Annotated in this window: 26 protein-coding genes; 19 read left to right on the top strand and 7 right to left on the bottom strand. The window is 58.1% G+C overall.

Annotated features, from left to right (window positions below; genetic code table 11):
• Nucleotides 1–255: 255 nt before the first annotated feature.
• The 3 genes from V7665_RS05765 to V7665_RS05775 form a co-directional block, all read right to left on the bottom strand.
• Entirely contained in the window at nucleotides 256–672 is a 417-nt protein-coding gene (locus V7665_RS05765; RefSeq protein WP_335663585.1) for a trypsin-like serine protease, read from the bottom strand.
• 304 nt (nucleotides 673–976) lie between these two features.
• Nucleotides 977–1,447 (bottom strand): Dps family protein, encoded by a 471-nt coding sequence (locus V7665_RS05770; protein WP_335663586.1) that lies wholly within the window; start codon nucleotides 1,445–1,447, stop codon nucleotides 977–979.
• A 131-nt stretch (nucleotides 1,448–1,578) separates the two neighbouring features.
• A complete protein-coding gene (locus V7665_RS05775; RefSeq protein WP_335663587.1) occupies nucleotides 1,579–2,145 on the bottom strand; it encodes a TMEM165/GDT1 family protein in 567 nt (188 codons plus the stop codon).
• Nucleotides 2,146–2,690: 545 nt separating this feature from the next.
• Here V7665_RS05775 and rpmG point away from each other — a divergent pair.
• Nucleotides 2,691–2,858: a 50S ribosomal protein L33 gene (gene rpmG, locus V7665_RS05780; RefSeq protein WP_066741431.1), complete on the top strand. Its 168-nt coding sequence runs from the start codon at nucleotides 2,691–2,693 to the stop codon at nucleotides 2,856–2,858.
• Between the two features lie 18 nt (nucleotides 2,859–2,876).
• On the opposite strand, the gene V7665_RS05785 is transcribed toward rpmG, so the two are convergent.
• Nucleotides 2,877–3,245, bottom strand: a complete 369-nt coding sequence (locus tag V7665_RS05785) for a response regulator (RefSeq protein ID WP_323798998.1) — start codon at nucleotides 3,243–3,245, stop codon at nucleotides 2,877–2,879.
• 52 nt (nucleotides 3,246–3,297) lie between these two features.
• Here V7665_RS05785 and V7665_RS05790 point away from each other — a divergent pair, with 52 nt between their 5' ends.
• From V7665_RS05790 to V7665_RS05810, 5 genes are read left to right on the top strand one after another with little or no spacing between them, the layout of a single operon-like run.
• Nucleotides 3,298–3,588 carry a DUF3572 domain-containing protein gene (locus tag V7665_RS05790; RefSeq protein WP_335663588.1) on the top strand — a complete coding sequence of 97 codons (291 nt, stop codon included), beginning with the start codon at nucleotides 3,298–3,300 and terminating at the stop codon, nucleotides 3,586–3,588.
• Nucleotides 3,581–4,258 (top strand): HAD family hydrolase, encoded by a 678-nt coding sequence (locus tag V7665_RS05795; protein WP_335663589.1) that lies wholly within the window; start codon nucleotides 3,581–3,583, stop codon nucleotides 4,256–4,258. Before V7665_RS05790 ends, V7665_RS05795 begins: the two co-directional genes overlap by 8 nt.
• A gap of 11 nt (nucleotides 4,259–4,269) precedes the next feature.
• Nucleotides 4,270–4,737, top strand: a complete 468-nt coding sequence (locus tag V7665_RS05800; protein WP_335663590.1) for a RidA family protein — start codon at nucleotides 4,270–4,272, stop codon at nucleotides 4,735–4,737.
• On the top strand, nucleotides 4,734–5,492 hold the full coding sequence (locus tag V7665_RS05805) for a glycerophosphodiester phosphodiesterase family protein (RefSeq protein ID WP_335663591.1): 759 nt from the start codon (nucleotides 4,734–4,736) through the stop codon (nucleotides 5,490–5,492). Before V7665_RS05800 ends, V7665_RS05805 begins: the two co-directional genes overlap by 4 nt.
• Nucleotides 5,493–5,497: 5 nt before the next feature.
• A complete protein-coding gene (locus V7665_RS05810; RefSeq protein ID WP_335663592.1) occupies nucleotides 5,498–6,652 on the top strand; it encodes a GNAT family N-acetyltransferase in 1,155 nt (384 codons plus the stop codon).
• Between the two features lie 2 nt (nucleotides 6,653–6,654).
• On the opposite strand, the gene V7665_RS05815 is transcribed toward V7665_RS05810, so the two are convergent.
• Nucleotides 6,655–6,951, bottom strand: a complete 297-nt coding sequence (locus tag V7665_RS05815) for a hypothetical protein (protein WP_335663593.1) — start codon at nucleotides 6,949–6,951, stop codon at nucleotides 6,655–6,657.
• A 172-nt stretch (nucleotides 6,952–7,123) separates the two neighbouring features.
• Nucleotides 7,124–7,963, bottom strand: coding sequence for a pantoate--beta-alanine ligase (gene panC, locus V7665_RS05820; RefSeq protein ID WP_335663594.1), 840 nt, complete (start codon nucleotides 7,961–7,963; stop codon nucleotides 7,124–7,126).
• A 101-nt stretch (nucleotides 7,964–8,064) separates the two neighbouring features.
• Between panC and V7665_RS05825 the strand changes: the two genes are divergently transcribed.
• From V7665_RS05825 to V7665_RS05860, 8 genes are all read left to right on the top strand, one after another.
• Nucleotides 8,065–8,889: a division plane positioning ATPase MipZ gene (locus V7665_RS05825; RefSeq protein ID WP_335663595.1), complete on the top strand. Its 825-nt coding sequence runs from the start codon at nucleotides 8,065–8,067 to the stop codon at nucleotides 8,887–8,889.
• A gap of 3 nt (nucleotides 8,890–8,892) precedes the next feature.
• Complete coding sequence (locus tag V7665_RS05830; protein ID WP_335663596.1) at nucleotides 8,893–9,327, top strand: J domain-containing protein; 435 nt, start codon at nucleotides 8,893–8,895, stop codon at nucleotides 9,325–9,327.
• 90 nt (nucleotides 9,328–9,417) lie between these two features.
• The gene (pgmG, locus tag V7665_RS05835) at nucleotides 9,418–10,827 is read left to right on the top strand and encodes a phosphoglucomutase/phosphomannomutase PgmG (protein WP_335663597.1); all 1,410 of its coding nucleotides are present in this window, start codon (nucleotides 9,418–9,420) and stop codon (nucleotides 10,825–10,827) included.
• 160 nt (nucleotides 10,828–10,987) lie between these two features.
• A complete protein-coding gene (locus tag V7665_RS05840; protein WP_335663598.1) occupies nucleotides 10,988–11,293 on the top strand; it encodes a hypothetical protein in 306 nt (101 codons plus the stop codon).
• Nucleotides 11,294–11,494: 201 nt separating this feature from the next.
• Nucleotides 11,495–11,893 (top strand): MAPEG family protein, encoded by a 399-nt coding sequence (locus V7665_RS05845; protein ID WP_335663599.1) that lies wholly within the window; start codon nucleotides 11,495–11,497, stop codon nucleotides 11,891–11,893.
• Nucleotides 11,894–11,906: 13 nt separating this feature from the next.
• Nucleotides 11,907–13,610 carry an N-acyl-D-amino-acid deacylase family protein gene (locus V7665_RS05850; RefSeq protein ID WP_335663600.1) on the top strand — a complete coding sequence of 568 codons (1,704 nt, stop codon included), beginning with the start codon at nucleotides 11,907–11,909 and terminating at the stop codon, nucleotides 13,608–13,610.
• A gap of 32 nt (nucleotides 13,611–13,642) precedes the next feature.
• Nucleotides 13,643–14,056 carry a DUF1801 domain-containing protein gene (locus V7665_RS05855; RefSeq protein WP_335663601.1) on the top strand — a complete coding sequence of 138 codons (414 nt, stop codon included), beginning with the start codon at nucleotides 13,643–13,645 and terminating at the stop codon, nucleotides 14,054–14,056.
• 7 nt (nucleotides 14,057–14,063) lie between these two features.
• Complete coding sequence (locus V7665_RS05860; RefSeq protein ID WP_335663602.1) at nucleotides 14,064–14,978, top strand: histone deacetylase family protein; 915 nt, start codon at nucleotides 14,064–14,066, stop codon at nucleotides 14,976–14,978.
• Here the strand turns inward: V7665_RS05860 and V7665_RS05865 are convergent.
• Nucleotides 14,968–16,059, bottom strand: coding sequence for an AI-2E family transporter (locus V7665_RS05865; protein WP_335663603.1), 1,092 nt, complete (start codon nucleotides 16,057–16,059; stop codon nucleotides 14,968–14,970). The genes V7665_RS05860 and V7665_RS05865 overlap by 11 nt on opposite strands.
• Before the next feature lie 254 nt (nucleotides 16,060–16,313).
• Between V7665_RS05865 and V7665_RS05870 the strand changes: the two genes are divergently transcribed.
• The 5 genes from V7665_RS05870 (at nucleotide 16,314) to V7665_RS05890 (ending at nucleotide 22,852) form a co-directional block, all read left to right on the top strand.
• Nucleotides 16,314–17,261 (top strand): MBL fold metallo-hydrolase, encoded by a 948-nt coding sequence (locus tag V7665_RS05870; RefSeq protein WP_335663604.1) that lies wholly within the window; start codon nucleotides 16,314–16,316, stop codon nucleotides 17,259–17,261.
• Nucleotides 17,262–17,284: 23 nt separating this feature from the next.
• Entirely contained in the window at nucleotides 17,285–19,789 is a 2,505-nt protein-coding gene (locus tag V7665_RS05875) for a ligase-associated DNA damage response DEXH box helicase (protein ID WP_335663605.1), read from the top strand.
• A 60-nt stretch (nucleotides 19,790–19,849) separates the two neighbouring features.
• The gene (locus tag V7665_RS05880) at nucleotides 19,850–20,800 is read left to right on the top strand and encodes a retroviral-like aspartic protease family protein (protein ID WP_335663606.1); all 951 of its coding nucleotides are present in this window, start codon (nucleotides 19,850–19,852) and stop codon (nucleotides 20,798–20,800) included.
• Nucleotides 20,801–20,904: 104 nt separating this feature from the next.
• Nucleotides 20,905–21,876 carry a retroviral-like aspartic protease family protein gene (locus V7665_RS05885; protein WP_335663607.1) on the top strand — a complete coding sequence of 324 codons (972 nt, stop codon included), beginning with the start codon at nucleotides 20,905–20,907 and terminating at the stop codon, nucleotides 21,874–21,876.
• 166 nt (nucleotides 21,877–22,042) lie between these two features.
• Nucleotides 22,043–22,852, top strand: coding sequence for a transporter (locus V7665_RS05890; RefSeq protein WP_335663608.1), 810 nt, complete (start codon nucleotides 22,043–22,045; stop codon nucleotides 22,850–22,852).
• The last annotated feature ends 165 nt before the right edge of the window (nucleotides 22,853–23,017 follow it).

Here is a 23,017-nt window from a genome sequence, read left to right on the forward strand (position 1 = left end):
CGAGAACACCGAGATAATTTTCAACCAGCCGTCGGCGAAAATCAATCCCCTCGACCGCTCCTTGTGCGAAATTACCGGTGGCACCATAGCCTGTCTGGTTAACATGATATCCTGTGCCGGTTACCGGATCAATTGCCCCGGGATCGGGCAAAGCAGAAAATAAAATGCCCAGGTCGGAATATCCGCTGCTGGCGTATCCAGCGTCGCCAAAGCAACGTTGGCTTCCAAAAAGCCGGTCGGAGCTGATCCGATGTTTCAGTTAACCTGATTAACATTGTAGAGAAAATCAGCAGTATTGGTGCGAAATACGCTTCCGAACCAATTCAGGATTGCAGGAAAATTATCAACGGAAAATCCAAAACTGATCGGAACACCACCGGTACTGGAACCATAGGCGTCTTCCGGGTGGCTATTCACGCAGTGCGCTGCAAATAAAACTGTTCTTGGATTTATCAGCGTCCCTGTGCACAGGCCAATGAAGCCATTTTGCTGATCAATGACCATTTGGCCGACGCCATTCACGCCGCCATCTTCATCCACAATCGAGACACTGGTTTCATTTTGACCGGGAACAATCGCCTGAACAGGTGAAGCCAGGGTCAATGCCACAATTGCCCCCGCCGCTGAATGCAAAAGTAAAGACCGCTTTGCTTGTCCGAAATGCCTGATCAAGGAAGAATATCCTCTGGAATAGCCAGTCGGCGTAGGCTTGAGTCATTAATTTACTATATTTCCTCGTCTAAATCAGAACAGAAATTTGTCCGCACATGATGCATGGGCGAGAAAGACCGGATTTCTGCGGCAGGGAAACGCACAAAACCGGATTATTATTGCATATTTTATGTTTTCGCAGCGGGCCTTGGTCCCTTTCAGCCAAAACGACTCCCACCGCCTGTTTGCACTTGCAGGCTAGCGGCGGGAGTGTGGTTTGACTGGATGCATCTATCCGGTTCGGCGAACGATGCTTGGCCTTTGCTCAGTCTTTCTGCGCAATCTCCAGCAGGAACCAGGCGCGTTCTTCGGCCTGGTCGGTCCAGTCATCAAGCAGGCCATCGGTGGCATTGTCGCCCGCTTCCCCCGCCAGTTCCTTGGCTTCCCGCAGCTTGTCCACGAGCTTCTGGTTGTCTGCGCGCAATTCAGCCAGCATATCCGGCGCCGCGACCTTGGCATCGTCATTGTCGGCGATGCTCTGTCGTTTGGCGATATCGCCAATGGAGGTGAGGGTGCGATGTCCGTTTTTGCGGACTCGCTCGGCGATCAGGTCGGTAGTGGCGATAATCTGCGCCGCATGCTCATCAAACATGAGATGATAGTCCCGAAAATGGGGTCCGGAAACATGCCAGTGAAAGTTTTTGGTCTTGAGATAGAGTGCAAAACTGTCCGCCAATATTCCGTTCAGTGCTTCGGCTACAGCCTTTTTTGCATTGTCGCCCGTGGTCATTGTCATTCTCCTTTTTGGATTTTTGATCCTATATCAGGAGGCATACAGTTTGTTGGCAGTTCAAGATAACGGGAAGACTTGCTCTCTCAGATTGATAATATCAATCTAGCGGCCGGCACATGGTTGCCGGGCCAGCGTCAAAATATTCCCCATGCGCCGAGCGCCAATATGGCGCCGACCAGAAGGAAGGCAGCGCCGCCTGCATGGCGAATCGGTGCCATCGGGATATGCTCGGCCAGTTGCCGGTGGAACAGGACAGCGGGCAGGCAAGCGCTCATCACCCCGATCCATCCTCCCGCCGCAGCGAAAGCCGCCATATCCGTTCGCGCGGCGGTGGCCATCAGAACAAATTGTCCCTTGTCACCAAGTTGCAGAATGAAGAGACCCAGAAACGATGTCCAGAACGGCCCCAATCGCCATTTTTGCAGCAAATCGACCGGCCGGCGCCAGGCCACCATGCCAAAGCCGGCAGAAATCAGCGACAGAGCGTAAAAAAGCTGCAAGGCGTCTTCGCTGATCCACTGATGGACGGCGGAGCCAGCGATAACGGAAATCAGGCAATTGCAAAGCGTGGCCAAACCCAGGCCCCAGAGAATCGGGGACACACGGCCATATCTGATAGCCAGAGCGGCGCAAAGAATCTGCGGCCGATCGCCAAATTCTGCGAGCGCCAAGGCAAAAAGCGAAGTTAGAAATGCATCCACTGCCCGGGCGGCTAGGTCTGCCCGCCAAGGCGGAGCGCTACATTGGCCATGAGCGCTTCGGTCATGGCCGGATTGATCTCACCGCAATCGAGAGTCGCGCGCATCGCTTCGAGATAGGAGCGCGCAATAGTCGTGGCACCGCCATTCTGCATGGCTGGTTGCAAGGCACTTTCCAATGCACAGCTAAGATCACGCAGCGCGGACAGCCGATGCTGCGTTGCTTTTTGCCGAACATGGTCCAGGTGCATAAGAAACTGAAGAGGGTGCTGATCGGCCAGTTCCGCCGGCAAATCATCGAGCAAATTCAGCATTTCGGCCTGCACAAAAAGATTTTGATCATGATTCATTGCAATTGCTCCCTGCTTCAATGCGACCATGCAAAAACATGGTTAAGAAGTCGTAAAGGGAATGCAATTAGCCAGCAGGGACATGATAGAGGCTTTTTCTTGACATCAGGTGCTATTTTCACCATTAGCGTCGGGAACGAATGCGGCGCCGAATTGCGTCGCTCTTTTTATTTCAGCTTCTGCCTTAAGGAATGCACCATGGCGAAACCAGCCAATGTAAAGATCAAACTCGTCAGCACCGCGGATACCGGCTTTTTCTATGTAACCCGCAAAAATCCGCGCAATCTCACCGAAAAAATGGTGCAGCGCAAATATGATCCGGTTGTCCGCAAGCACGTCGAATTCAAAGAAGCCAAAATCAAATAAGCAGCTTTTGGCCATGCTTTAGCGGTGCAGAACCTGCTGCACCGATTCGATGAATTTCGCGACCGATATCGGCTTTGAAACATAAGCCTCTGCCCCGGCACTCAATATCCGGTCTTCATCACCCTTGCCGGCATAAGCGGTCACGGCCATGATCGGAATGATCTTGAGCTGACCGTCTTTCTTGATCTGCTCGATCAGTTCCAGACCGCTGACATGGGGCAGCTGGATATCCATCACGATCAGATTCGGCACGAAGCTGCGCGCCTTTTCGAGCACTTCCCGGCCGTCGCTGACCGGTTCGACCACAAAACCATGGGCCCGCAGCAGGTCGCAGAATAGTTTGAGGTTCAATTCATTGTCCTCGACCACCAACACTCTTTTTGCCACGATCGGTTTTGCCCTTTCAAACTTGCTGCCGACCCATTAGGCGAAAGCGGCAATGGAAACAAATCCCAATCTCGGGCCGGATAGCGAAATCATCGCCTTGCAGGCGCTCGGCTGGGTGCTGCAGGATCAGGATCGGGCGGAGCGTCTGCTCGCTCTGACCGGGCTGGATCCGCGCGAACTGAGGTCCGGACTCGAAGATCCGACCATGCTGGCATCGCTGCTCGGCTTTCTCGCCAATCACGAACCCGATCTTGTCGCCTGTGCAGAGGCCATCGGTGTCGCCCCCGCCAAACTTGCTGCCGCAGCGCAGCATCTTAACGCTCCCGGAGATTTTCATGAATAACAAGCCGCTTCTGATCAGCGACTGCGACGAAGTCTTGCTGCATATGGTGGTGCCCTTCCAGCAATGGCTGGATAGCGACAAGCACATCCATTTCGATCTTGAAAATGGTAGCGATTTTGCCAATGCACTGCGCCACAAACATGACGGCACCCAGGTTCTGCCCGAACAAATCTGGCCGATGCTGAAGGAATTTTTTGATACCGAAATGCACCGGCAGGGCGCTATTGAAGGCGCAGTAGAATCAATCAACAAGCTCGGTGAAATTGCCGATGTCGTGATATTGACCAATCTGCTGGATGATCGCCGTGAAGCGCGGGCAGCACAGCTCAAGGCTGTCGGCATCGATTTCCCCGTCTATACCAATCAGGGCGGCAAGGGCGAGCTGCTGAACAGCATCATCGCGGAATTCCAGCCTGCCGTTACCGTCTTTGTCGATGATCTGGGTCACCAGCATGGCAGTGTCGCCAAACACGCCCCCGATGTCTGGCGGCTGCAGATGGTCGGCGAGCCGATCATGGCGAAACATATCCAGACGAATCTTGCTGCCCACGCCCGCATCGACATGTGGGGCGACGCGATGGCCTGGATATCGGACAAGTTTGACAATGCCGAACCCGCTCCGGCGATGGACTTGCCTTCGCAAGAGCTTGACCCTGCCAATCATGCGTGAGAGTTTGCCCTATGACTGACAATATCGAAAAAGCCCTGGCAGCCAAGGGCATTGACTTGCCTGCCGCCGCTGCTCCCGTTGCCTCTTATGTCCCTGCCGTTGAAGTCAATGGATTGCTCCACATCAGCGGCCAGGTGTCGATGCAAGATGGCCAGTTGATCACCGGACGGCTGGGGGACAATATGTCGCTGGCAGAGGGGCAACAGGCGGCCAAGGCCTGTGCGCTGATGATCGCGGCGCAGATCAAGAAGGCGGCTGGATCGCTCGACCGGGTCGACCGCATCGTCAAACTGGGCGTCTTCGTCAACAGCACCGCCGACTATACCGACCATCCCAAGGTCGCCAATGGCTGTTCCGACATGATGGAGGTGATTTTCGGGGCTGCCGGACTGCACGCCCGAAGCGCCGTCGGGGTAGCATCGCTGCCGCTCGGTGTTGCGGTCGAGGTCGACGCCATCATTGCCCTGAAACCCGAGTGATCGGGACGCTGCTCGACAATGCGCTTGCGCCGGCTCCGGCGCCCGGCCGTGTGGCTTTTCTGAAAGGCCAGCCCTATGCGCATCGCGGGCTGCATGGCAATGGCGTGCTGGAAAACAGTCCCGCCGCCTTCGAGGCAGCGATCAAGCTTGGCCACGGGATAGAGTGCGATGTCCAGGCGGCAGAAGATGGCCGCGCCTTTGTCTTTCATGATTATGAGCTGGACCGGTTGACCGATCGAACCGGCCCGATCGCAAAAATGCGGGCAAAGGATATTGACCAGATCCAGCTGAACGGCGGCCATGGCAAGATTCCGCGCTTGCGCGAAACTCTGGCTCAGGTGGCCGGTAGGGTGCCGGTCCTGATAGAAATAAAGTCGCGCAACATGCGGATCGGCCCGCTGTGCCTGTCGGTGCGCAGGGCACTGGAAGGCTATGGCGGCCAAGCTGCCGTCATGTCCTTCAACCCGCTGGTCGGTGTCTGGTTTCGCAAAAATGCCAAACATATAGTCCGCGGACTGGTGGTGACGGAAGAGGGTAGCAAGAACTGGCGCGGACGGATCGCCCGCCACCGCAATCTGTGGACGGCACAGCCCGATTTTCTGGCCTATGATATCCGCGATCTGCCGTCCCGCTTCGCCGCTGCCCAGCGCGCGCGCGGCCTGCCCATCGTAACCTGGACCGTCCGGTCCGCCGAACAGGAAAAAACCGCCTTCCGATATGCCGACGAACCGGTTTACGAGATACCGGAGAGCTGATCGCTATGTCCGTTTCTTCCGCAGCCCCAACCGAGATTCTCGCCCGCGTTGCCGATGATATCGCCAGCCTGCCCGCAGACCAGTGGGATGCTTGTGCCGGTCCGGCCAATCCGTTTGTCTCGCATGGCTTTCTTTCGGCGATGGAGGAATCGGGCAGTGTCGGCCCCGGTACCGGCTGGAAATCCCTGCCGATCATTATCGAGGACAAGGCCGGGGAAATCGCCGCCTGCCTGCCCAGCTATCTCAAATCGCACAGCCAGGGCGAATATATTTTCGATCAGCAATGGGCGCATGCCTATGAAAATGCCGGCGGCCAATATTATCCCAAGATCCAGATCGCCGCACCTTTTTCCCCCGTGCCGGGTCCGCGCCTGCTGATGCGCGACGAATCTCTCGCGGTGCCGTTGCTGCGAGCAGCGGAGCAATTGGCGGAAAATAACGGGATTTCATCGGTCCATGCGACATTTGTCAGCGACGACCAACTCGACCATTTTCGCGAAGCCGGCTGGATGATTCGCACCGACAGCCAGTTCCACTGGCGCAATGACGGCTATGAAAGCTTCGATGATTTTCTCGCGGCCCTGTCTTCGCGGAAACGCAAGGCGATCCGGCGGGAACGGGCCAAGGCTCAGGAAGCGGTGGACATTGTTCACCTGTCAGGAGATGAAATTCAACCGCATCATTGGGACTATTTCTGGGAATTTTATCAGGATACCGGGATGCGCAAATGGGGACAACCCTATCTGACCCGCAGCGCCTTTGATCTGTTGCAGCAGAAAATGGCGAACAAGCTGCTGCTGATATTTGCGATGCAGGACGGCGTCCCGGTGGCGGGCGCGCTCAATATCATGGGCACGGAGACGCTGTACGGCCGCTATTGGGGATGCACACGCAATATCCCGTTCCTGCATTTCGAGATTTGCTATTATCAGGCGATTGACGCCGCCATAGCGCGCGGATTGAAAACGGTAGAGGCCGGCGCCCAAGGCAGCCACAAACTGGCGCGGGGCTATCAGCCGGTGCCGACCTGGTCAGCCCATTATATTGTCGATCCGGGCTTTCGCCGGGCAATCGCTGATTATCTTGATCGCGAGCGGCAGGCGGTCGCTGCCGATATTGAATTTCTGGCCGATATGGGGCCGTTTAAAAAATCGGTTTAGGCTTAGGCTGCGCGGCGGGTATTTTCCTGTAGCCAAGCACGCGCTTCCCGCTGGGCTTCGGCAATTTCGCGGGCCGTCATTTCAAGCGAGATTTCTGCGCGGCAGGTCTTGCTCTCGTCATGGCCGGACAAGGCCGCCAGATTGAACCATTTATGCGCTTCGATCAAATCGACGTCGACGCCATCCGATCCGGTAGAATAGATCACACCCAGATCAAAATATGCATTGCTGCTGCCGTGCGATGCCTCGGCGAGGCGGCTTTCGATTAGAAAGGCGGCGCTTTTCATGCTGTTGCCCATATTGTCAGTCCCTGTTCCTGTTGCCGCAGTTTTGGCGACAGGCCGACTTTCGACGCAATGTTCTAAAGAAATGGTTAACGCAAAAGGCAGAAAGTCTTGTTCATCGATATCAAAATCCCCGAAACCGGGCATTTTTACAAATATCCTTGGTTAACAAAATGGTGTTGCGGCCCTAGGAAACAGCGATATTGTCAATCAACCGGGTCCGGCCGATATGGGCGGCGACAAAAAGACGGGCTGGCTGTGTAAAATCATCGAGTAGCGCCAGCATATTGGCATCGCGCAGTTCGAGATAGTCAATTTTGTGAAAGCCGGAAGCAAGCATATGTACCTTGGCCTCCGCCAATATCTCCGTAACCCTGCCGCCAGCCGCAATCGCTTTAGCCGCTTCCCGCATCGCTTCGGGGAGCGCCACGGCATCAGCCCTTTGCTCCGCGGTCAAATAGGCGTTGCGCGACGACAAGGCGAGGCCGTCGGGATCACGGACCGTCGGGACACCGATAATGTCATGGGTGAAATCAAGGTCGCGCGCCATCCGCCGGATGACCGCGAGCTGCTGATAGTCTTTTTCTCCGAAAAACGCGGCATCGGGGCGGATCTGGTTGAACAATTTCGCCACCACTGTGGCGACACCGTCAAAATGGCCCGGTCGCGCCGCGCCGCACAGTCCGTCGCTGATTCCCCTCACGCTGACATTGGTGGCATAGCCGGATGGATAGATCTGATCCGCCGTTGGTGCCCACAGCACGGCCACGCCCGCCGCCTCCAGCAATGCGGCATCGGCGGCTTCCTGACGCGGGTAGGCATCGAGATCCTCTCCCTCACCGAACTGGGCTGGATTGACAAAAATCGACGCCACAACCGCATCGCATTGTTCCATCGCCACTTCCACCAGCCGCATATGCCCCGCGTGCAGCGCGCCCATCGTCGGAACCAGCCCGATTTTGGTACCGGCTTTGCGAAACCCCGCCAAAGCGTCCCGCAGCGGGTCAAGCTGTCGAACAATTTGCATGCATCACTCTTTGCGTTTAGATTTTTCTGTAAAGCTCGTGTAAGCTATGGGACGGTGGACCCGCCTTCGCAAGGGCCAAGAACAGGGATATCGATCAAAACGTGACCAGTAATGCGCATCATATCGTCTTCGCCAATGAAAAAGGCGGAACCGGCAAATCGACCACCGCGGTTCATGTTGCAGTGGCCCTTGCCTATCAGGGTCACAAGGTCGGGATCATCGATCTCGATCCGCGCCAGCGCACATCTTACCGCTATCTGGAAAACCGCGACGCGACGATGAAGCGGCTGAATATCGATATTCCACAGCCGCATTATGAAGTGTTCGAACAGGACAGTCTTGCCGGGCTGGAGCAAATGATTGAACGGATGTCACAGACGTCCGATTTTCTGCTTTTTGACACGCCGGGCCGCGACGACAAATTCGCCCGCTTTGTAGCGACACGAGCGAATACGCTGGTAACGCCAATCAATGACAGTTTCGTCGATTTCGATCTGATCGGGCAGGTGGATCCGGAGACCTACAAGGTTCGCAAACTGAGTTTTTACGCGGAACTGATCTGGGAAGCGCGCAAAGAGCGGGCCAAGGCGGATGGCGCAACGATCGACTGGGTGTTGCTGCGAAACCGGACCCAATATGTCGAGGCGCATAATATGAAACGGATTGTCGCAGCGCTGGCCGAATTGTCGCAGCGCGTCGGATTCCGCTTGATTCCCGGACTTAGCGAGCGGGTCATTTACCGCGAGCTTTTCCCTTCAGGCCTGACGATGCTCGACAAGAAACATCTCGGCCGGCTCGCGACCAGCCATTTGGCGGCGCGGCAGGAATTGCGGGAACTGATCAAGCATCTCGCGCTGCCGCAAACCGGCCAACAGGCAACCGACGCCGATGCGCCCGCCCCTTTAAAGCCCAAGCTGGTGGCCTGACCGATGATGCCATTGCTCATCTTTGGCGGTGCGATTCTGACCTGGCTGATATTGTCGGGCAAGGCAAAGCGGATGACCCCCAATCAATGGCTGGCGCTGGTGATCGCACTATTGGGCGCGAATTTCCTGCGCAGCGGCGGCTGGATCATGGGCGGAGCGATGCTGGCGGGCGCAGCCTTTCTTAGTGGCTGGCGGATCCTGATACCGGCGCGCGATAACGTCGAAACGAAGCGCAAACCGCGCAATTTCGAACTGGACCGGGCGCGCTCGCTGCTGGGAGTCAGCGACGGTGCCGGGTTTGTCGAGATCAATGCCGCCTGGAAAGAACGGCTGGCGGAACATCATCCCGACAATGGCGGGGACGAGCAACTGGCGAAGATGATCAACCGGGCGCGCGACCTGTTACTGGAAGAACTGGAAGCATCCAGCCGCCGGTAGCGATCCCGTCGCATAGCAACGGTTGCGCTAGATTTTCCAACATTTTCAACCTATAGGCACCGGCAAATTCAACCAGCCAAGGCCCCTGTCATGAACGCTCCGACCTCGCACAATTTCCACCCCACTTCTTTGCGCGAATATGACATTCGCGGTATTATCGGCGAGACGCTGGGCGCGGAAGATGCCTATGCCATTGGCCGGGGTTTCGGGACATTGATCGCCCGCGATGGCGGCACAGCGGTTGCGACCGGATTTGACGGGCGCGAGAGCTCACCGATGCTGGAAGACGCGCTTGTCCGTGGCCTCAATGATGCGGGAATCAATGCAATTTCTGTCGGAATGGGCCCCACTCCGATGCTTTATTATGCCGAATCTGTACTAAAAATGGTCCAGGGCGGCATAATGATTACCGGCAGCCACAATCCTGCCAATTATAATGGCTTCAAGATGGTGTTTCAGGGTCGCCCCTTTTTCGGCGCCGACATATTGGGACTTGGCACCATGGCGACGAACGGTGACTGGGATCAGGGCAGCGGAACGCTCGAACGGATCGATATCGAAGATGAATATGTCGAGCGCCTGCTGAAAAACTTCACCGGCGGCGCATTCAAAGTCGGCTGGGATTGCGGCAACGGCGCAGCCGGACCGGTGATCGAGAAATTGACCAGGCTGCTGACCGAGCGCGGCGCCGGCGAGCATCATCTTCTCTACACCGATGTCGATGGCAGCTTCCCCAATCATCACCCCGATCCCACCGAGGAAAAGAACCTTGCGGATCTGAAAGCGCTGGTGGCGGAGAAAGGTCTCGATTTCGGCGTGGCCTTTGACGGCGACGGCGACCGGATCGGTGCGATTGATGGTGAAGGACGGGTGATCTGGGGGGATCAATTGCTGCAAATCTATGCCGAGGATGTGCTGAAAAGCGAGCCTGGCGCGACGATCATCGCCGACGTCAAGGCGTCACAGGCGCTGTACGACCGGATCGCGGAGCTCGGCGGCAAGCCGCTGATGTGGAAGACCGGCCATAGTCTGATCAAGTCGAAAATGAAGGAAACTGGCTCACCGCTCGCCGGCGAGATGAGCGGCCATGTGTTTTTCAAACATGATTATTATGGCTTTGACGACGCGCCTTATGCCGCGATCCGGCTGATTCAGGCGGCGACCAATATCGGCAAGAGCGTGACGCAGTTGCGCAGCGATATGATCGATATGATCAACACGCCGGAAATGCGTTTTCAGGTTGATGAAAGCCGAAAATTTGCGGTGATCGATGAAGTGCTGGAGCGGCTTTCGGCCAGCGGCGCGGCGGTCAACGACACCGACGGCGCACGGGTCAATACCGAAGACGGCTGGTGGCTGCTGCGGGCAAGCAATACCCAGGATGTGCTGGTCGCCCGCGCCGAAGCGAAATCGCAGGAGGGTCTCGACCGGTTGATGGCGCAGATTGACGAGCAGCTGGCGCTATCGGGGCTGGAGCGGGGCGAGCAGGCCGGGCATTAGTCCCCGACAGCCGATAGACCGATACACTCCGGTCTATCGGCATCAAATGAAGGTCGCGCCGGCGTTGGTTCCCGGACCGACCGCGGAGATTATGAAAATTGCCGAGCAGAACATGGCGGCGAAACCGGCGGCGATTTCCTGACGTAGCGAGAAGCGGGGCATGATTTTTCCTTCCTACGGGTTGGCGTTATGCGATCAAGGCAGCGGAATGTTGAACAGCTGGACCGACACTTGCGGCAACCAAGATGGCGGCCGAGAAAAGAGCGGCAAAGGCGGCGGCGACATGGTTCTGGATGTTTACGTTGGTCATTTTGAAATTCCTCTTGGTTTAAATCGGTGCTTCGCAGTTGCTGTTAGCGAAGATACCAACAACATTGCATGGGCCGTGCCAGTTCTAGTATATTGTGTAATTTCAAGTGCTTATCTATACATCGGTCAAAAACCACGCTCACACGATGCCGACTAGTAGGAAATATTACCAATATTTGGTCTAGCCCCTTGGCATGATGCGCAGCAAGGCCGATCGCTGCCCGGAGCCGACAGGCAAAAGCAGCCAACCCTCGCCTCATCGATTCAGCACGGCATCCATTTCTTATCATAATGCACTATGGTCAGGCCGCTATCATTGGTTCAGGACAGAGTGATTGACGGATGGGGAATAGCGATCATGGACCCGTATATTTATGTGGCAATCGTCAGCGCACTGGCTTTGCTGGCTTATTATTTTACGTTGCTGATGGCAGGCCTGGCGCGCGGACGGTTTAAAATCGCGGTGCCGTCGCACAGCGGTCCTCCCGAATATGAACGCTATGTCCGGGCGCATCAGAACACGCTGGAACATCTGGTATTGTTCCTGCCCGGCCTGTGGCTGTTCGCTTATGTCGTCAGCCCCTATTGGGCAGCGGCTATCGGTCTGATCTGGCCGTTCATGCGGGTCGGCTATGCGCTGGGATATCACAAGGCTCCGGAAAAAAGACTGCGCTGGCTCTATGCGAGCATGCCGCCCATCTATATTTTCGTGCTGGGCTCGCTGATCGGCGGCATCATGATATGGATCAAGGCATGAGAGGTAAGGCAGAATGAGTGAATATGATCTGGTAATCCGCGGCGGGACCATCGCTGACGGCAGCGGTGGCGATCTGATCGATGGCGACATCGCGATCAATGACGGCAAGATATCGGCGATCGGCCAGTTTTCCGGTAAAGGCCGCGAAGAAATCGACGCCACCGGGAGGATCGTCACCCCCGGCTTTGTCGATGTCCACACCCATTATGACGGCCAGTGCATCTGGGCGGAAGAGCTCAGCCCCTCCTCTTCACACGGCGTGACCACAGCGATCATGGGCAATTGCGGCGTCGGCTTTGCGCCCTGCCGCAAGGCAGATCATGATATGCTGATCAACGTGATGGAAGGCGTCGAGGATATTCCCGGCGTGGTGATGGCCGATGGCCTGCCCTGGAACTGGGAGACATTTCCGGAATATCTCGACGTTGTGGCCAAGGGAAAACGCGATATCGATGTCGCCGCCTATCTGCCGCACTCGCCACTTAGGGTTTACGCCATGGGTGCGCGCGGCGCCTCGCGCGAGCCGGCCAATGACGATGATCTGGCGATGATGCGCAAGCTGTGCCGCGAAGCGATGGAAGCCGGCGCGCTGGGCTTTGCCACCTCGCGGCTATCGATTCACAAGACCGCAGATGGCGGCAGTATACCGACATTCGAAGCCGACATCGCCGAACTGGAAGCGATTTGTGGCGGCATGGCGGATGCCGGAACCGGCACGTTTCAGGTCGTGCTCGACGCCTTTGTCGGCTGGGACAAGGAATATAAGGTGATCGAGCGCGTCGTGGAAAGCTCCGGCCGACCCGCCACCTTCACGCTGGCATCCGGCAATGACGGCCCGCCGCGCTGGCGCCGGGTGCTGGAGATGCTCGACCGGACCAACGCGTCCGGCGGCAAAGCCACCGCCCAGATCATGCCGCGGCCAATCGGGCTGATCGCCGGGCTGGAACTGACCGTCCATCCGTTCATTCTCTGCCCGAGCTGGGCCAGGATCGCCGACCTGTCCATAGAGCAGCAGGTTGCAGCAATGCGCGATCCCGGGCTGCGTGAAGCGCTACTGAGCGAGGAATTTGAACAGGGCCATCCGTTCAACGCGCTGGCCCGCAACTGGAACTGGCTGTTCCCGCTGGATAATCCGCCGGATTATGCGCCGCCGAAAGAAATGAGCATGGCCGGTCAGGCCGCGGCCAAAGGCTGCACGCCGCAGGAAATTGCCTATGACCGGTTGCTGGACACGAATGGCACGGGCCTGTTCCTCGCCGCGCTGGGCAATTATGAGAATGGCACGCTGGCCAGCGCCCATGAAATGCTCAGCCATCCGCATTGCATCCCCGGTCTCGGCGATGGCGGTGCCCATTATGGCGCGATTTGCGACGCCAGCTACTCGACCTATTTGCTCAAACAATATGTGCAAAAAGCCAATGGCTTCCGGTTTGACCTGTCGGAAGCGGTGCATATGCTGTCGCACAAGGCAGCGTGCGCCGTCGGCCTGCATCAACGCGGCCTGTTGAAACCTGGTGCCAAAGCCGATCTCAATGTCATCGACATGGATCGCCTGGAATTGCATCTGCCGGAAATTGTCCGGGATCTGCCAGCGGGCGGGCAAAGACTGCACCAGCGCGCGACCGGCTATGACGCCACCATTGTTTCCGGGGAAATTATCCGGCGGTTCGACCAGTCGACCGGCGCACGGCCTGGGCAATTGATTCGCGGGGCGTGACAAGATCATGCAACGGCTGATAATGAGTCGGGATGAGAGACGAAATTCCCGAATCAACGCGCGCCGCATGGGAAGGTCTTCCGGAAGAGCTGGCTGAGAAGCTGATACAGCTTCGTCGGCTGGTTCTGGATGTCGCCAGCGATAATCCTGCCATCGGCCCACTCGAGGAGATGCTCAAATGGGGAGAGCCGGCGTTTCTGACTTCGGCATCCGGGTCCGGCACAACGGTGCGGATCAATCGTCACAACAAGTCGGCCGACCAATATGCATTCTATATCCATTGCCAGACCGATCTGATCGAGCGCTACAAGCAGTTATATGATGACAGATTGAATTTTGATGGCAGCCGTGCGGTGGTGTTTGACGTCAAAGACGGACTGCCCGTTGGTGCGGTCAGCCATTGCATCGCGATGGCCCTGACCTATCATCTGCGGAAGCCGCGCTAGAATAGCCATGCTCCATATCGTCCACCATTCCGATTATGTCGCACCGCGCCCGACAAGCGGCAGCTTTGTCTTCGATAAATATCAATTGGTGATGGAGGCGATCCGCGCCCATGCGCCCCAGCATCGGGTCTATGAACCTTTACCAATGCCACGCCAATGGATCGAGGCCGTGCACGATCCGGACTATGTCGAGCAGGTGCTGACCGCCGCTGTGCCCCGTGAAAAGGAGCGGCGGATCGGTTTTCCGGTGTCTGCGGAAATTGCCAGCCGGGTCCAATATACGTCGGGCGGCACCTGGCTGGCGGCCCAGCTTGCCCTGGAACATGGCTATGCCGCGAACAGCGCCGGCGGCAGCCATCATGCCCTGGCCGACACCGGCGCCGGCTTTTGCGTGTTCAATGATCTGGCGATCACCGCCAACCGGCTATTGGCGGAGGGCGATGCCCGCAAGATCCTGATCGTCGACCTCGACGTGCATCAGGGCGACGGGACCGCAGTCTTGCTGGCCGGACGGCAGGATATATTCACCCTGTCGATCCATGGCGAGCGGAATTTTCCGACTCGCAAGGCGCGCTCCAGTCGCGATATTGGCCTGGCCGATGCGGTTGGCGATGGTGATTATCTGGCGATATTGAACACAGCTCTGGATGAAGTTCTGGACGGTTTCCGGCCGGACTTACTGCTCTATCAGGCCGGCGTCGATCCGCATGCGGACGACCGGCTGGGGCGACTTTCCTTGAGCGACCGCGGATTGGAACAGCGCGACCGGATGGTGATCTGCCGGGCCCGTGACCGGGGCATCCCCGTCGCCAGCGCTCTGGGCGGCGGCTATGGCCACGACCATCACGCGGTTGCCTTGCGCCATGCCCGCTCGATGATCGCGATGGCGGATGAGGCGGGCCGCTGCGCGGCTATTCGCTAGCCTTGCCCAATGGCCCTGAATCCTGATGCATATCCGAAAAAATGCTCCAGATCGCGATGAACAGGGCTGCCACCAACGGGCCAATCACAATGCCATTGATCCCGAATAGTTGTAGCCCGCCGAGAGTGGAGATGAGCACAACATAGTCGGGCATCCGCGTGTCCCGCCCGACCAGGATCGGACGCACCAGATTGTCGACCATGCTGATCACGAACACACCGCTGATGATCAGCACGATACCCTGCAAGACATTGCCGGTGACCAGCAAAAAGAGCGCAACCGGCACCCAGACGAATCCGGTGCCGATTGCGGGAATCAGGGAAAACATGCCCATCAAAACCGCCCATAGCAAAGCGCCGCGGATATCCAGGGCCCAGAATATCAGGCCGCCGAGACTGCCCTGGATGATCGCGATGATCAGGCTGCCCTTGATCGTCGCCCGGATCACAACCAGAAATTTTTCCATCAGGATTTCGCGTTTTTTCTCCTCCAGCGGAATCATATCGCCGATCCGCTCGGTCAGCGCGCGGCCATCGCGCAGCAGGAAAAAGGTCAGGTAGAGCATCACGCCAAGGCCGAGCATGAACTGGAACGCACCCTGACCGACGCTCAGCAACTGGGTCACCAGAAATTCGAGAATCGCGGCAATGGATTGTTCAATCTCTGCCCTGATGATCGCAAAATCGTCATAGCCATATGCGGCCAACTGGGCCTGCATCCAGTGGGGCAGGGAATTTTCAAACGCCTCGAACGCCGCGCCGAAATCGATGTCTCCCTGCTCTATCCGCAGGTAAAGGCTCGCTGCCTCCTGGGCCAGCGCCATGCCGAGCAGGATCGCCGGTACCACGACCAGCAGCAATATCAGGATCAGCGTGATCCCCGCGACCATATTGGTCCGCCCGGGGAGATAGGTCAGAAGCCGTTCATAGACCGGGCGGAAAAGCACAGCGACGACAACGCCCCAGACGATGGCGCCAAAAAACGGTTCGATCAGGACCGCGAATGCCAGCGTGACAATCACCAGAAGTGCGATCAGAAAGCCCCATTCGACGCGTTTTCTTGATGTTTCCCGATTGTCCATTTTCTGTCGCTCTTATTGGGTCTGCCGCGTTGAAATCTCTCTGACTGGCAGATACGGGAATATTGCGGGCCGGGCAAGGATCAGGCGCGATGGCCGGACCACTTACTCATCAAACATCTGCCCGCTGTCGAGGCCCGATGCTTCCGATGCCGTACGCACCGCCAAATTATCGATCATCTTGCACGCCTGCTCTGTTCAAATCTTTGCAAAGCTGCGACAATGAATCACAAGCGGCACAGAAGGGTGGAAAAAAGATGACGGCATATCCCTTTGAAAAAGGACTGGTTGAAACCGGCAACGGTCTTTACGCCTATCTCCAGCCCGACGGCGGCTGGGGCTGGTCCAATGCCGGCCTGATCACCGATGGCGGCCAATCCTTGCTCGTCGATACGCTTTTTGACGCCCGGCTGACTCGCGAGATGCTTGGCGTCATGGCGGATGCAGCCGGTGTCGGCGCGGATGATATTGGGGTCATCGTCAACACCCATGCCAATGGTGATCATACCCATGGCAATGGCTGCTGTCACAAGGCCGAGGTGATTGCCTCCGAAGCCAGCGCGCGGGAAATGTCCGAACTGCCGGCCAGCCAGCTCGCTGCGATCATGGCGCAGGCAAGGGCAATGGGGCCGGCCGGGCAATATCTGGTGGATATTTTTGGCAGCTTTGATTTCACCGATGTCGAAGAGAAACTGCCGACCCAGACTTTTAGCGGCGAATATCGCCTGACGGTCGGCGACATAAAGGTCGATCTGATCGAAGTCGGTCCCGCGCATACGGCGGGAGACGTCATGGTCCATGTGCCGGACGACAAGACCATTTTTACCGGCGACATATTGTTCATCGAGGGCACGCCGATCATGTGGGCGGGGCCGGTCGCCAACTGGATTGCCGCCTGCAACCTGATTATCGATCTCAAGGCTGAAACCATCGTCCCCGGCCATGGCCCGATCACCGATGTCCACGGCGTCCGGCGGGTGCAGGACTATCTGCGCTATATCGATCAGGAAGCGCGCAAGCGCTATGACGCGGGCCTGTCGGTGCGCGATGCCGCGCATGATATCAGGCTCGGCGATTTTTCCAGCTGGGGCGACGCCGAACGGATCGCGGTCAATGTTTCGACGCTGTACCGGGAATATTCGGGTGATAGCGCTGCGCCGGATGTGGTTCAGCTATTCGGGCTGATGGCGGAGTTGAAACAATAGCGATAAAGCGCCATTCGAGCGCAATGGCCGATGACAAAATTCCGCCGATTCTGACCGACTGGTTCGCGTCGCGCGGCTGGGCGGTGCGGGAGCATCAGCTGGCGATGCTCGCGGCGGCGCGGGCGGGACGGCACGCGCTGCTGACGGCACCGACGGGCGCGGGCAAGACACTGGCCGGGTTTTTGCCGACGCTGGTTGAGCTGGTTGAAGATGCGGCATCCGTTCGCCCTGAGCCTGTCGAAGGCTCGGTTGCGTCAAGCCCGGTGCTTCGACAGGCTCAGCACGAACGGAACAATCTCCACACGCTCTATATCTCGCCGCTCAAGGCGCTCGCGGTGGACGTGCAGCGCAACCTGCTGACACCGATTGAGGAAATGGGTCTGCCGATCACGGTCGAGACCCGCAGCGGCGATACGCCGGCCAATCGCAAGGCGCGCCAGCGGGTGAAGCCGCCGCAGATCTTGCTGACCACGCCGGAATCGCTCAATCTGCTGCTCAGCCAGAAGGAAAGTTTCACCCTGTTTGCGGGTCTCCGGCGAGTGGTGATCGACGAAGTGCACGCCTTTGCCACCGGCAAGCGCGGCGACCTGCTCGCTTTGTCCCTGGCCCGGCTGCAGAAAATTGCCCCGGAGATGCAGCGCGTCGCCCTGTCCGCCACGGTTGCCGAACCGGATGATTTTCGCGCCTGGCTCGCGCCTTATGGCGATATCGACACGGTCAGCCATGTGCGCGGCGAAGAAGGTGCGCCGGCCGATCTGTCGATCATGCTGCCGGAAACACCAGAGGGCGATCCGGTGCGCGTGCCCTGGTCGGGCCATGCCGGCGCCTATGCGATTCCGCAGGTGATGGAACAGGTCCGCAGCAACCGGATGACCTTGATCTTCTGCAACACCCGCTTTCTCGCCGAGCTGACCTTCCAGAAATTGTGGGACATCAATGACGAAAACCTCGCCATCGGCATCCATCACGGCAGCCTGTCAAAGGAAGCACGGCGCAAGGTCGAAAACGCCATGGCGTCAGGCATGATGCGGGCGCTGGTCTGCACCGCCTCGCTCGATCTCGGGGTCGACTGGGGCGATATTGACTGCGTCATCCAGATGGGCGCGCCGAAAGGATCCTCGCGCCTGCTGCAACGCATCGGCCGCGCCAATCACCGGCTGGACATATCATCCAAGGCGCTGCTGGTTCCCGGCAACCGCTTTGAATATCTCGAGGCGCAGGCGGCGATGGATGCGGTCAATGAAGGCCGGCGCGACGGCGAGCCCTTTCGACCCGGCGGGCTCGATGTGCTGGCCCAACATATCATAAGCTGCGCCTGCGCGGGGCCATTTCAGGAGGATGATCTGCTCGACGAGGTGCAATCGGCCCTGCCCTATAGCGCCCTGACCAGAGAGCAGTTCGAGCGGGTGCTGAATTTCACCCGCGATGGCGGCTATGCGCTCAAGGCCTATGACAAGTTCAAGCGTCTGCGCCGGGATGCCAATGGCGTCTGGAGCCTGACCCACCCGAAATTTGCCGCCCAGCACCGGCTCAACGCCGGGATCATCGTCGACGCGGCGATGATGAATGTGCGGTTCAAGAACGGTCGCAGCCTAGGCAAGGTCGAGGAGAGCTTTGCCGCCATGCTGTCGGTCGGCGACACATTCTTCTTTGCCGGCCTGAGCCTCGAGCTGATCAAGATGGACAGCAGCGATGTCATCGTCCGGGCGTCCAAGAAAGCGGCGATGATCCCGAGCTATTCCGGTGCCCGGCTGCCATTGACCACCCATTTGTCGGACCGGGTGCGCGGCTTTCTGACCGACCGGGCCGGCTGGGCCCGCTTTCCCGATGATGTCCGGGAATGGCTGGAGATGCAGGATCATCGGTCGGTGATGCCCGAACCGGGGCAATTGCTGGTCGAGACCTTTCCACACAAGCAGCTGCATTATATGGTCGCCTACAGCTTTGAAGGCTGGAATGCGCATCAGTCGCTCGGCATGTTGCTGACCCGGCGGATGGAGGATCGCGGACTCAAACCGATCGGCTTTGTCGCCAATGATTATGCCTTGGCCTGCTTCAGCGTCGAGCCGGTCAGCGATCCTGGGGCCTTGTTCAGCGCCGATATATTGGAGGACGAGTTTTTCGACTGGGTCGAGGGTTCGCATCTGCTCAAACGCGCGTTCCGCGAGGTGGCGGTGATCAGCGGTCTGGTCGAGCGACAGCATCCGGGCAAGCGCAAGACCGGCAAGCAGGTCACCTTCTCGACCGATCTGATATTCGACGTATTGCGCAAATATGAACCCGACCATGTGCTGATGCAGGCCGCCTGGGCGGACGCAAGAGCGCGGATGACCGATGTCGGGCGGCTGGGCGATCTGCTCGACCGCGCAGCGGGATCGATGATCCATGTCGATCTGGACCGGGTCAGCCCGCTGGCGGTGCCTCTGTTGGTGATGATCGGGCGCGAACATGTCGCTCAGGGCGCGACCGACGATGCGCTGCTGATCGAGGCGGAATCGCTGATCAACGAAGCGATGAAAATGGACTAGAATGGAGCGCAATATCGCGCAGGATTAGGACGAATTTGGTTTTTGGCGTAGAGTGATGAAATGGCTTGTTCGACAATGCTGTTTCCCGTCTGTGCGTCGCTGTTCGCGGCTCAGATCGCGCCGTCCGTTCCGGTAGAACCCGAGACCGAAGCCACTATTGCCGACAGCTTGCCCGACCAGTTTCTGCAGCCCGATGCCGAACAGATAGCGATTGCGCAGGATCGGCTCGAACGGATGACCGTCTCGGTCCGGATCGACAAGGGCGGGCCCTATGAATTCATCATCGATACGGCCTCGCAGCGGACGATATTGTCCACGGAAATTGCCGGCGCGCTGGCGCTGGATATCGAGGATGAAGTCACGATTGTGGCGCTGGCGGGCACCACCGTGGTGCAGACCGTGTTTGTCCCCAGCCTGACGCTTGGCAAGCGCAGCTATGAGAGCCTGATTTCGCCGACATTCCGCGCCGCCAATATCGGCGCCGACGGGGTGCTCGGTCTCGACAGCCTGCAGGGGCAGCGGATATTGTTCGATTTTGTCGCGCGCCATATTTCCGTCGAGGACACCAGCGAGCCGCTGAAAAGCCGGTCGCGCCGCGAAATCGTGGTGACGGCAAGACGGCGTTCCGGACAATTGATCTTCACCAACGCCACCATTGCCGGGGTGCAAACCAGCGTGATCATCGACACCGGCGGTCAACTGTCGATCGGCAACAAGGCGCTGCAACGACGCTTGCGCCTGAAATCGTCGGCGATGGTGCAGACCAGTCTCGTCGATGTCACCGGCCGCTCGGTGCAGGCCGATTATGGCATTGCCGAGGAATTGCTGATCGGCCGGGCGCGCTTTGGCATCATCCCGATCGCTTTTGCTGATATTGCGCCGTTCAAGGCTTTGCAACTGGACAAGAAGCCGGCTTTGTTTCTGGGCATGGATGCGTTGCGCAAATTTGACCGGGTGGCGATCGACTTTGCCAACCGCAAAATCTATTTTCTGATTCCGGAGGATGCATAATATGGTTGTTGGTCGAGGCAGGACGTGCGTCCATGATATCGGTCTGGCAATGGCCGGGTACGAAACTATGCTGACGCGTCCGGGGAAATTGCAATGGAGAGACTATGTCCGCATTTCTGACTAGCATGCCCGCTGTTCTGGCGTCGGTTCTGGCACTGGCCTATCCGGTACCCTTCGGCCAACCGGTTGAGCCGGGCAGATTGATCAATCCCGAAGGCGAAATTGTCGATCTCGACGAAGACCGCGCCGAACGGATGACCGTGCCCGTCAGCATCGAAGGCAAGGGACCCTTTGCCTTCGTTATCGACACCGGCGCAGAACGGACCGTGATTTCGCGTAAAATCGCTGACCGGCTGGCGCTGGAAGGCGAAGATCCAGCGGCCCTGATGAGCATTGCCGGCACCAGCATGGTCGACATGGTCTATGTGCCCAGCCTGACTCTGGGTCAGAAAAGCTATGAAGGCCTGATTTCGCCGGTCTTGGCCGCCCGGCACATCGGCGCCGATGGCATATTGGGCCTCGATGGTTTGCAGGACCAGCGCATCCTGTTCGATTTCGTCTTGAACCAGATTTTCATCGAAGATGCCGACGAAGAACGCAGCCGACCAAGTTCAAGGGAAATCGTGGTCACCGCCAAACGGCGGTCCGGCCAGCTGATCTTCACCGATGCGACGATTTCCGGGGTCAAGGTCAATGTCATCGTCGATACCGGGGCGCAGATTTCCATCGGCAATGCGGTGTTGCAGAAGCGATTGCTGAGACGCGCGAAAGAATTGGGCGATGACAAGCTGCTGATCGCTGTCACCGGCGATACGCTGGGCGTGGAATTTGGCCGCTTGCGCGATTTTCGCATCGGCCGCGCCCGTTTTGACAGCCTGTCGGTGGCCTTCGCCGATGCACCACCGTTCGAACGCTTCGGTCTGGCCAACCAGCCGACCTTGCTGATGGGCATGGACGTGCTGCGCAAATTTGATCAGGTCGCGATCGACTTTCCCAAACGGAAAATCCATTTCCTGACCCCCAGAAATGCCCGGCTGCATGTCGACGAGCCGCGCAACAGCCGGATCAAATCCTGACCGGTTAGCGTCGCGATATCGGGTCGGACAGCTCCAAAATCTGTCAAAACCTGGGCCAAGAACAGCTTTGCCAAAATAAAATGGATTAAACCGCCAGTCCGGTTCGTTCCCTTCAGACAGAGCAAGCACCCAGGCGCTTGCTATCTCTTCAAGGAGCGAACCCATCATGCGCATCTATCTTATTCTGCCGATATTTCTCGCCGCCGCCAGTCCTTCGCTCGCGCAGGATAGCAGCGTTGAAGAGCATGGCATCGCCAAGGACGAAACCCGGTTCCATCTGCTTGCGGGCGTTGAGCATGTTGAAGGGGATGTCGGCGAGGGCCTGGACTATAAAACCACCTTCGCCACCACCGGCGTGGCCATGAGCAAAGGCCGGTTCAGCGCGTCCGCTTCGCTGCCCTATATCTCCTCCACCGCGCCGCAGGAGGTGATCATCAATCAGGGCGGGCTGTTCGGCACGCCCTTGCTCGGGTCGAGCGGCTCGCAGACCGGTCAGGTGAAGCGCGAGGGTATCGGAGACCTCTCGCTCAATGCCGCCTATCAATTGCCTGTCTCTGGCGTGAATGCCAGCATCGGGGCCTCTGTCAAAATTCCTACCGCCTCGCGGCAGAAGGGACTGGGAACCGGCAAGGTCGATTATGGCGTTAACGGCCAGTTCTCGAAGAAACTGGGGGCGATCGTGCCTTTCGTTGGTGCCGGCTACACGATCATCGGCGAGCCGGACAATTTCGCAACCCGCAATATTGTGTCAGGCACAGCCGGGAGCCACCTCCTGCTTGGCAAGAGCAGTTCATTGACCGCCGCTTATTCCTATGAACAGTCCGCTTCATCGAGCATTGGCGACCGCCAGAGCATCAATATGGGGTTCGGCACCAATCTGACCCGCTCGGTCCGGATCGGTGTTGATGGTGCCATCGGCCTGTCGGACGCCGCGCCGGATACGCGGGTCGGGCTCAAGCTTCGCGTTGGGATCTGATCAAGGCGCTTTCCTACACCCACGCCGATCGCTTATTGTCGCCACCGCTCCCGCGACAGGCGCGGGACGGGCTCTTTGACAATCTGAATAGAGGATGGAGAGATGGAAGGTCACACTCGGCGACCGGCTCCCGGTCCACAAATGCTGGAAATCTGGGGCTTCGGG

Source organism: Parasphingorhabdus sp. (assembly GCF_036964675.1).
Lineage (GTDB): Bacteria > Pseudomonadota > Alphaproteobacteria > Sphingomonadales > Sphingomonadaceae > Parasphingorhabdus.

Excerpts from the sequence above, each read along its gene's own strand:
- V7665_RS05770 (WP_335663586.1), bottom strand. The coding sequence starts at position 1,447 with ATGACAATGACCACGGGCGACAATGCAAAAAAGGCTGTAGCCGAAGCA.
- rpmG (WP_066741431.1), top strand. The coding sequence starts at position 2,691 with ATGGCGAAACCAGCCAATGTAAAGATCAAACTCGTCAGCACCGCGGAT.
- V7665_RS05790 (WP_335663588.1), top strand. The coding sequence starts at position 3,298 with ATGGAAACAAATCCCAATCTCGGGCCGGATAGCGAAATCATCGCCTTG.
- V7665_RS05795 (WP_335663589.1), top strand. The coding sequence starts at position 3,581 with ATGAATAACAAGCCGCTTCTGATCAGCGACTGCGACGAAGTCTTGCTG.
- V7665_RS05800 (WP_335663590.1), top strand. The coding sequence starts at position 4,270 with ATGACTGACAATATCGAAAAAGCCCTGGCAGCCAAGGGCATTGACTTG.
- V7665_RS05810 (WP_335663592.1), top strand. The coding sequence starts at position 5,498 with ATGTCCGTTTCTTCCGCAGCCCCAACCGAGATTCTCGCCCGCGTTGCC.
- V7665_RS05815 (WP_335663593.1), bottom strand. The coding sequence starts at position 6,951 with ATGGGCAACAGCATGAAAAGCGCCGCCTTTCTAATCGAAAGCCGCCTC.
- panC (WP_335663594.1), bottom strand. The coding sequence starts at position 7,963 with ATGCAAATTGTTCGACAGCTTGACCCGCTGCGGGACGCTTTGGCGGGG.
- V7665_RS05830 (WP_335663596.1), top strand. The coding sequence starts at position 8,893 with ATGATGCCATTGCTCATCTTTGGCGGTGCGATTCTGACCTGGCTGATA.
- pgmG (WP_335663597.1), top strand. The coding sequence starts at position 9,418 with ATGAACGCTCCGACCTCGCACAATTTCCACCCCACTTCTTTGCGCGAA.
- V7665_RS05840 (WP_335663598.1), top strand. The coding sequence starts at position 10,988 with ATGATTTTTCCTTCCTACGGGTTGGCGTTATGCGATCAAGGCAGCGGA.
- V7665_RS05845 (WP_335663599.1), top strand. The coding sequence starts at position 11,495 with ATGGACCCGTATATTTATGTGGCAATCGTCAGCGCACTGGCTTTGCTG.
- V7665_RS05850 (WP_335663600.1), top strand. The coding sequence starts at position 11,907 with ATGAGTGAATATGATCTGGTAATCCGCGGCGGGACCATCGCTGACGGC.
- V7665_RS05855 (WP_335663601.1), top strand. The coding sequence starts at position 13,643 with ATGAGAGACGAAATTCCCGAATCAACGCGCGCCGCATGGGAAGGTCTT.
- V7665_RS05860 (WP_335663602.1), top strand. The coding sequence starts at position 14,064 with ATGCTCCATATCGTCCACCATTCCGATTATGTCGCACCGCGCCCGACA.
- V7665_RS05865 (WP_335663603.1), bottom strand. The coding sequence starts at position 16,059 with ATGGACAATCGGGAAACATCAAGAAAACGCGTCGAATGGGGCTTTCTG.
- V7665_RS05870 (WP_335663604.1), top strand. The coding sequence starts at position 16,314 with ATGACGGCATATCCCTTTGAAAAAGGACTGGTTGAAACCGGCAACGGT.
- V7665_RS05875 (WP_335663605.1), top strand. The coding sequence starts at position 17,285 with ATGGCCGATGACAAAATTCCGCCGATTCTGACCGACTGGTTCGCGTCG.
- V7665_RS05880 (WP_335663606.1), top strand. The coding sequence starts at position 19,850 with ATGGCTTGTTCGACAATGCTGTTTCCCGTCTGTGCGTCGCTGTTCGCG.
- V7665_RS05885 (WP_335663607.1), top strand. The coding sequence starts at position 20,905 with ATGTCCGCATTTCTGACTAGCATGCCCGCTGTTCTGGCGTCGGTTCTG.
- V7665_RS05890 (WP_335663608.1), top strand. The coding sequence starts at position 22,043 with ATGCGCATCTATCTTATTCTGCCGATATTTCTCGCCGCCGCCAGTCCT.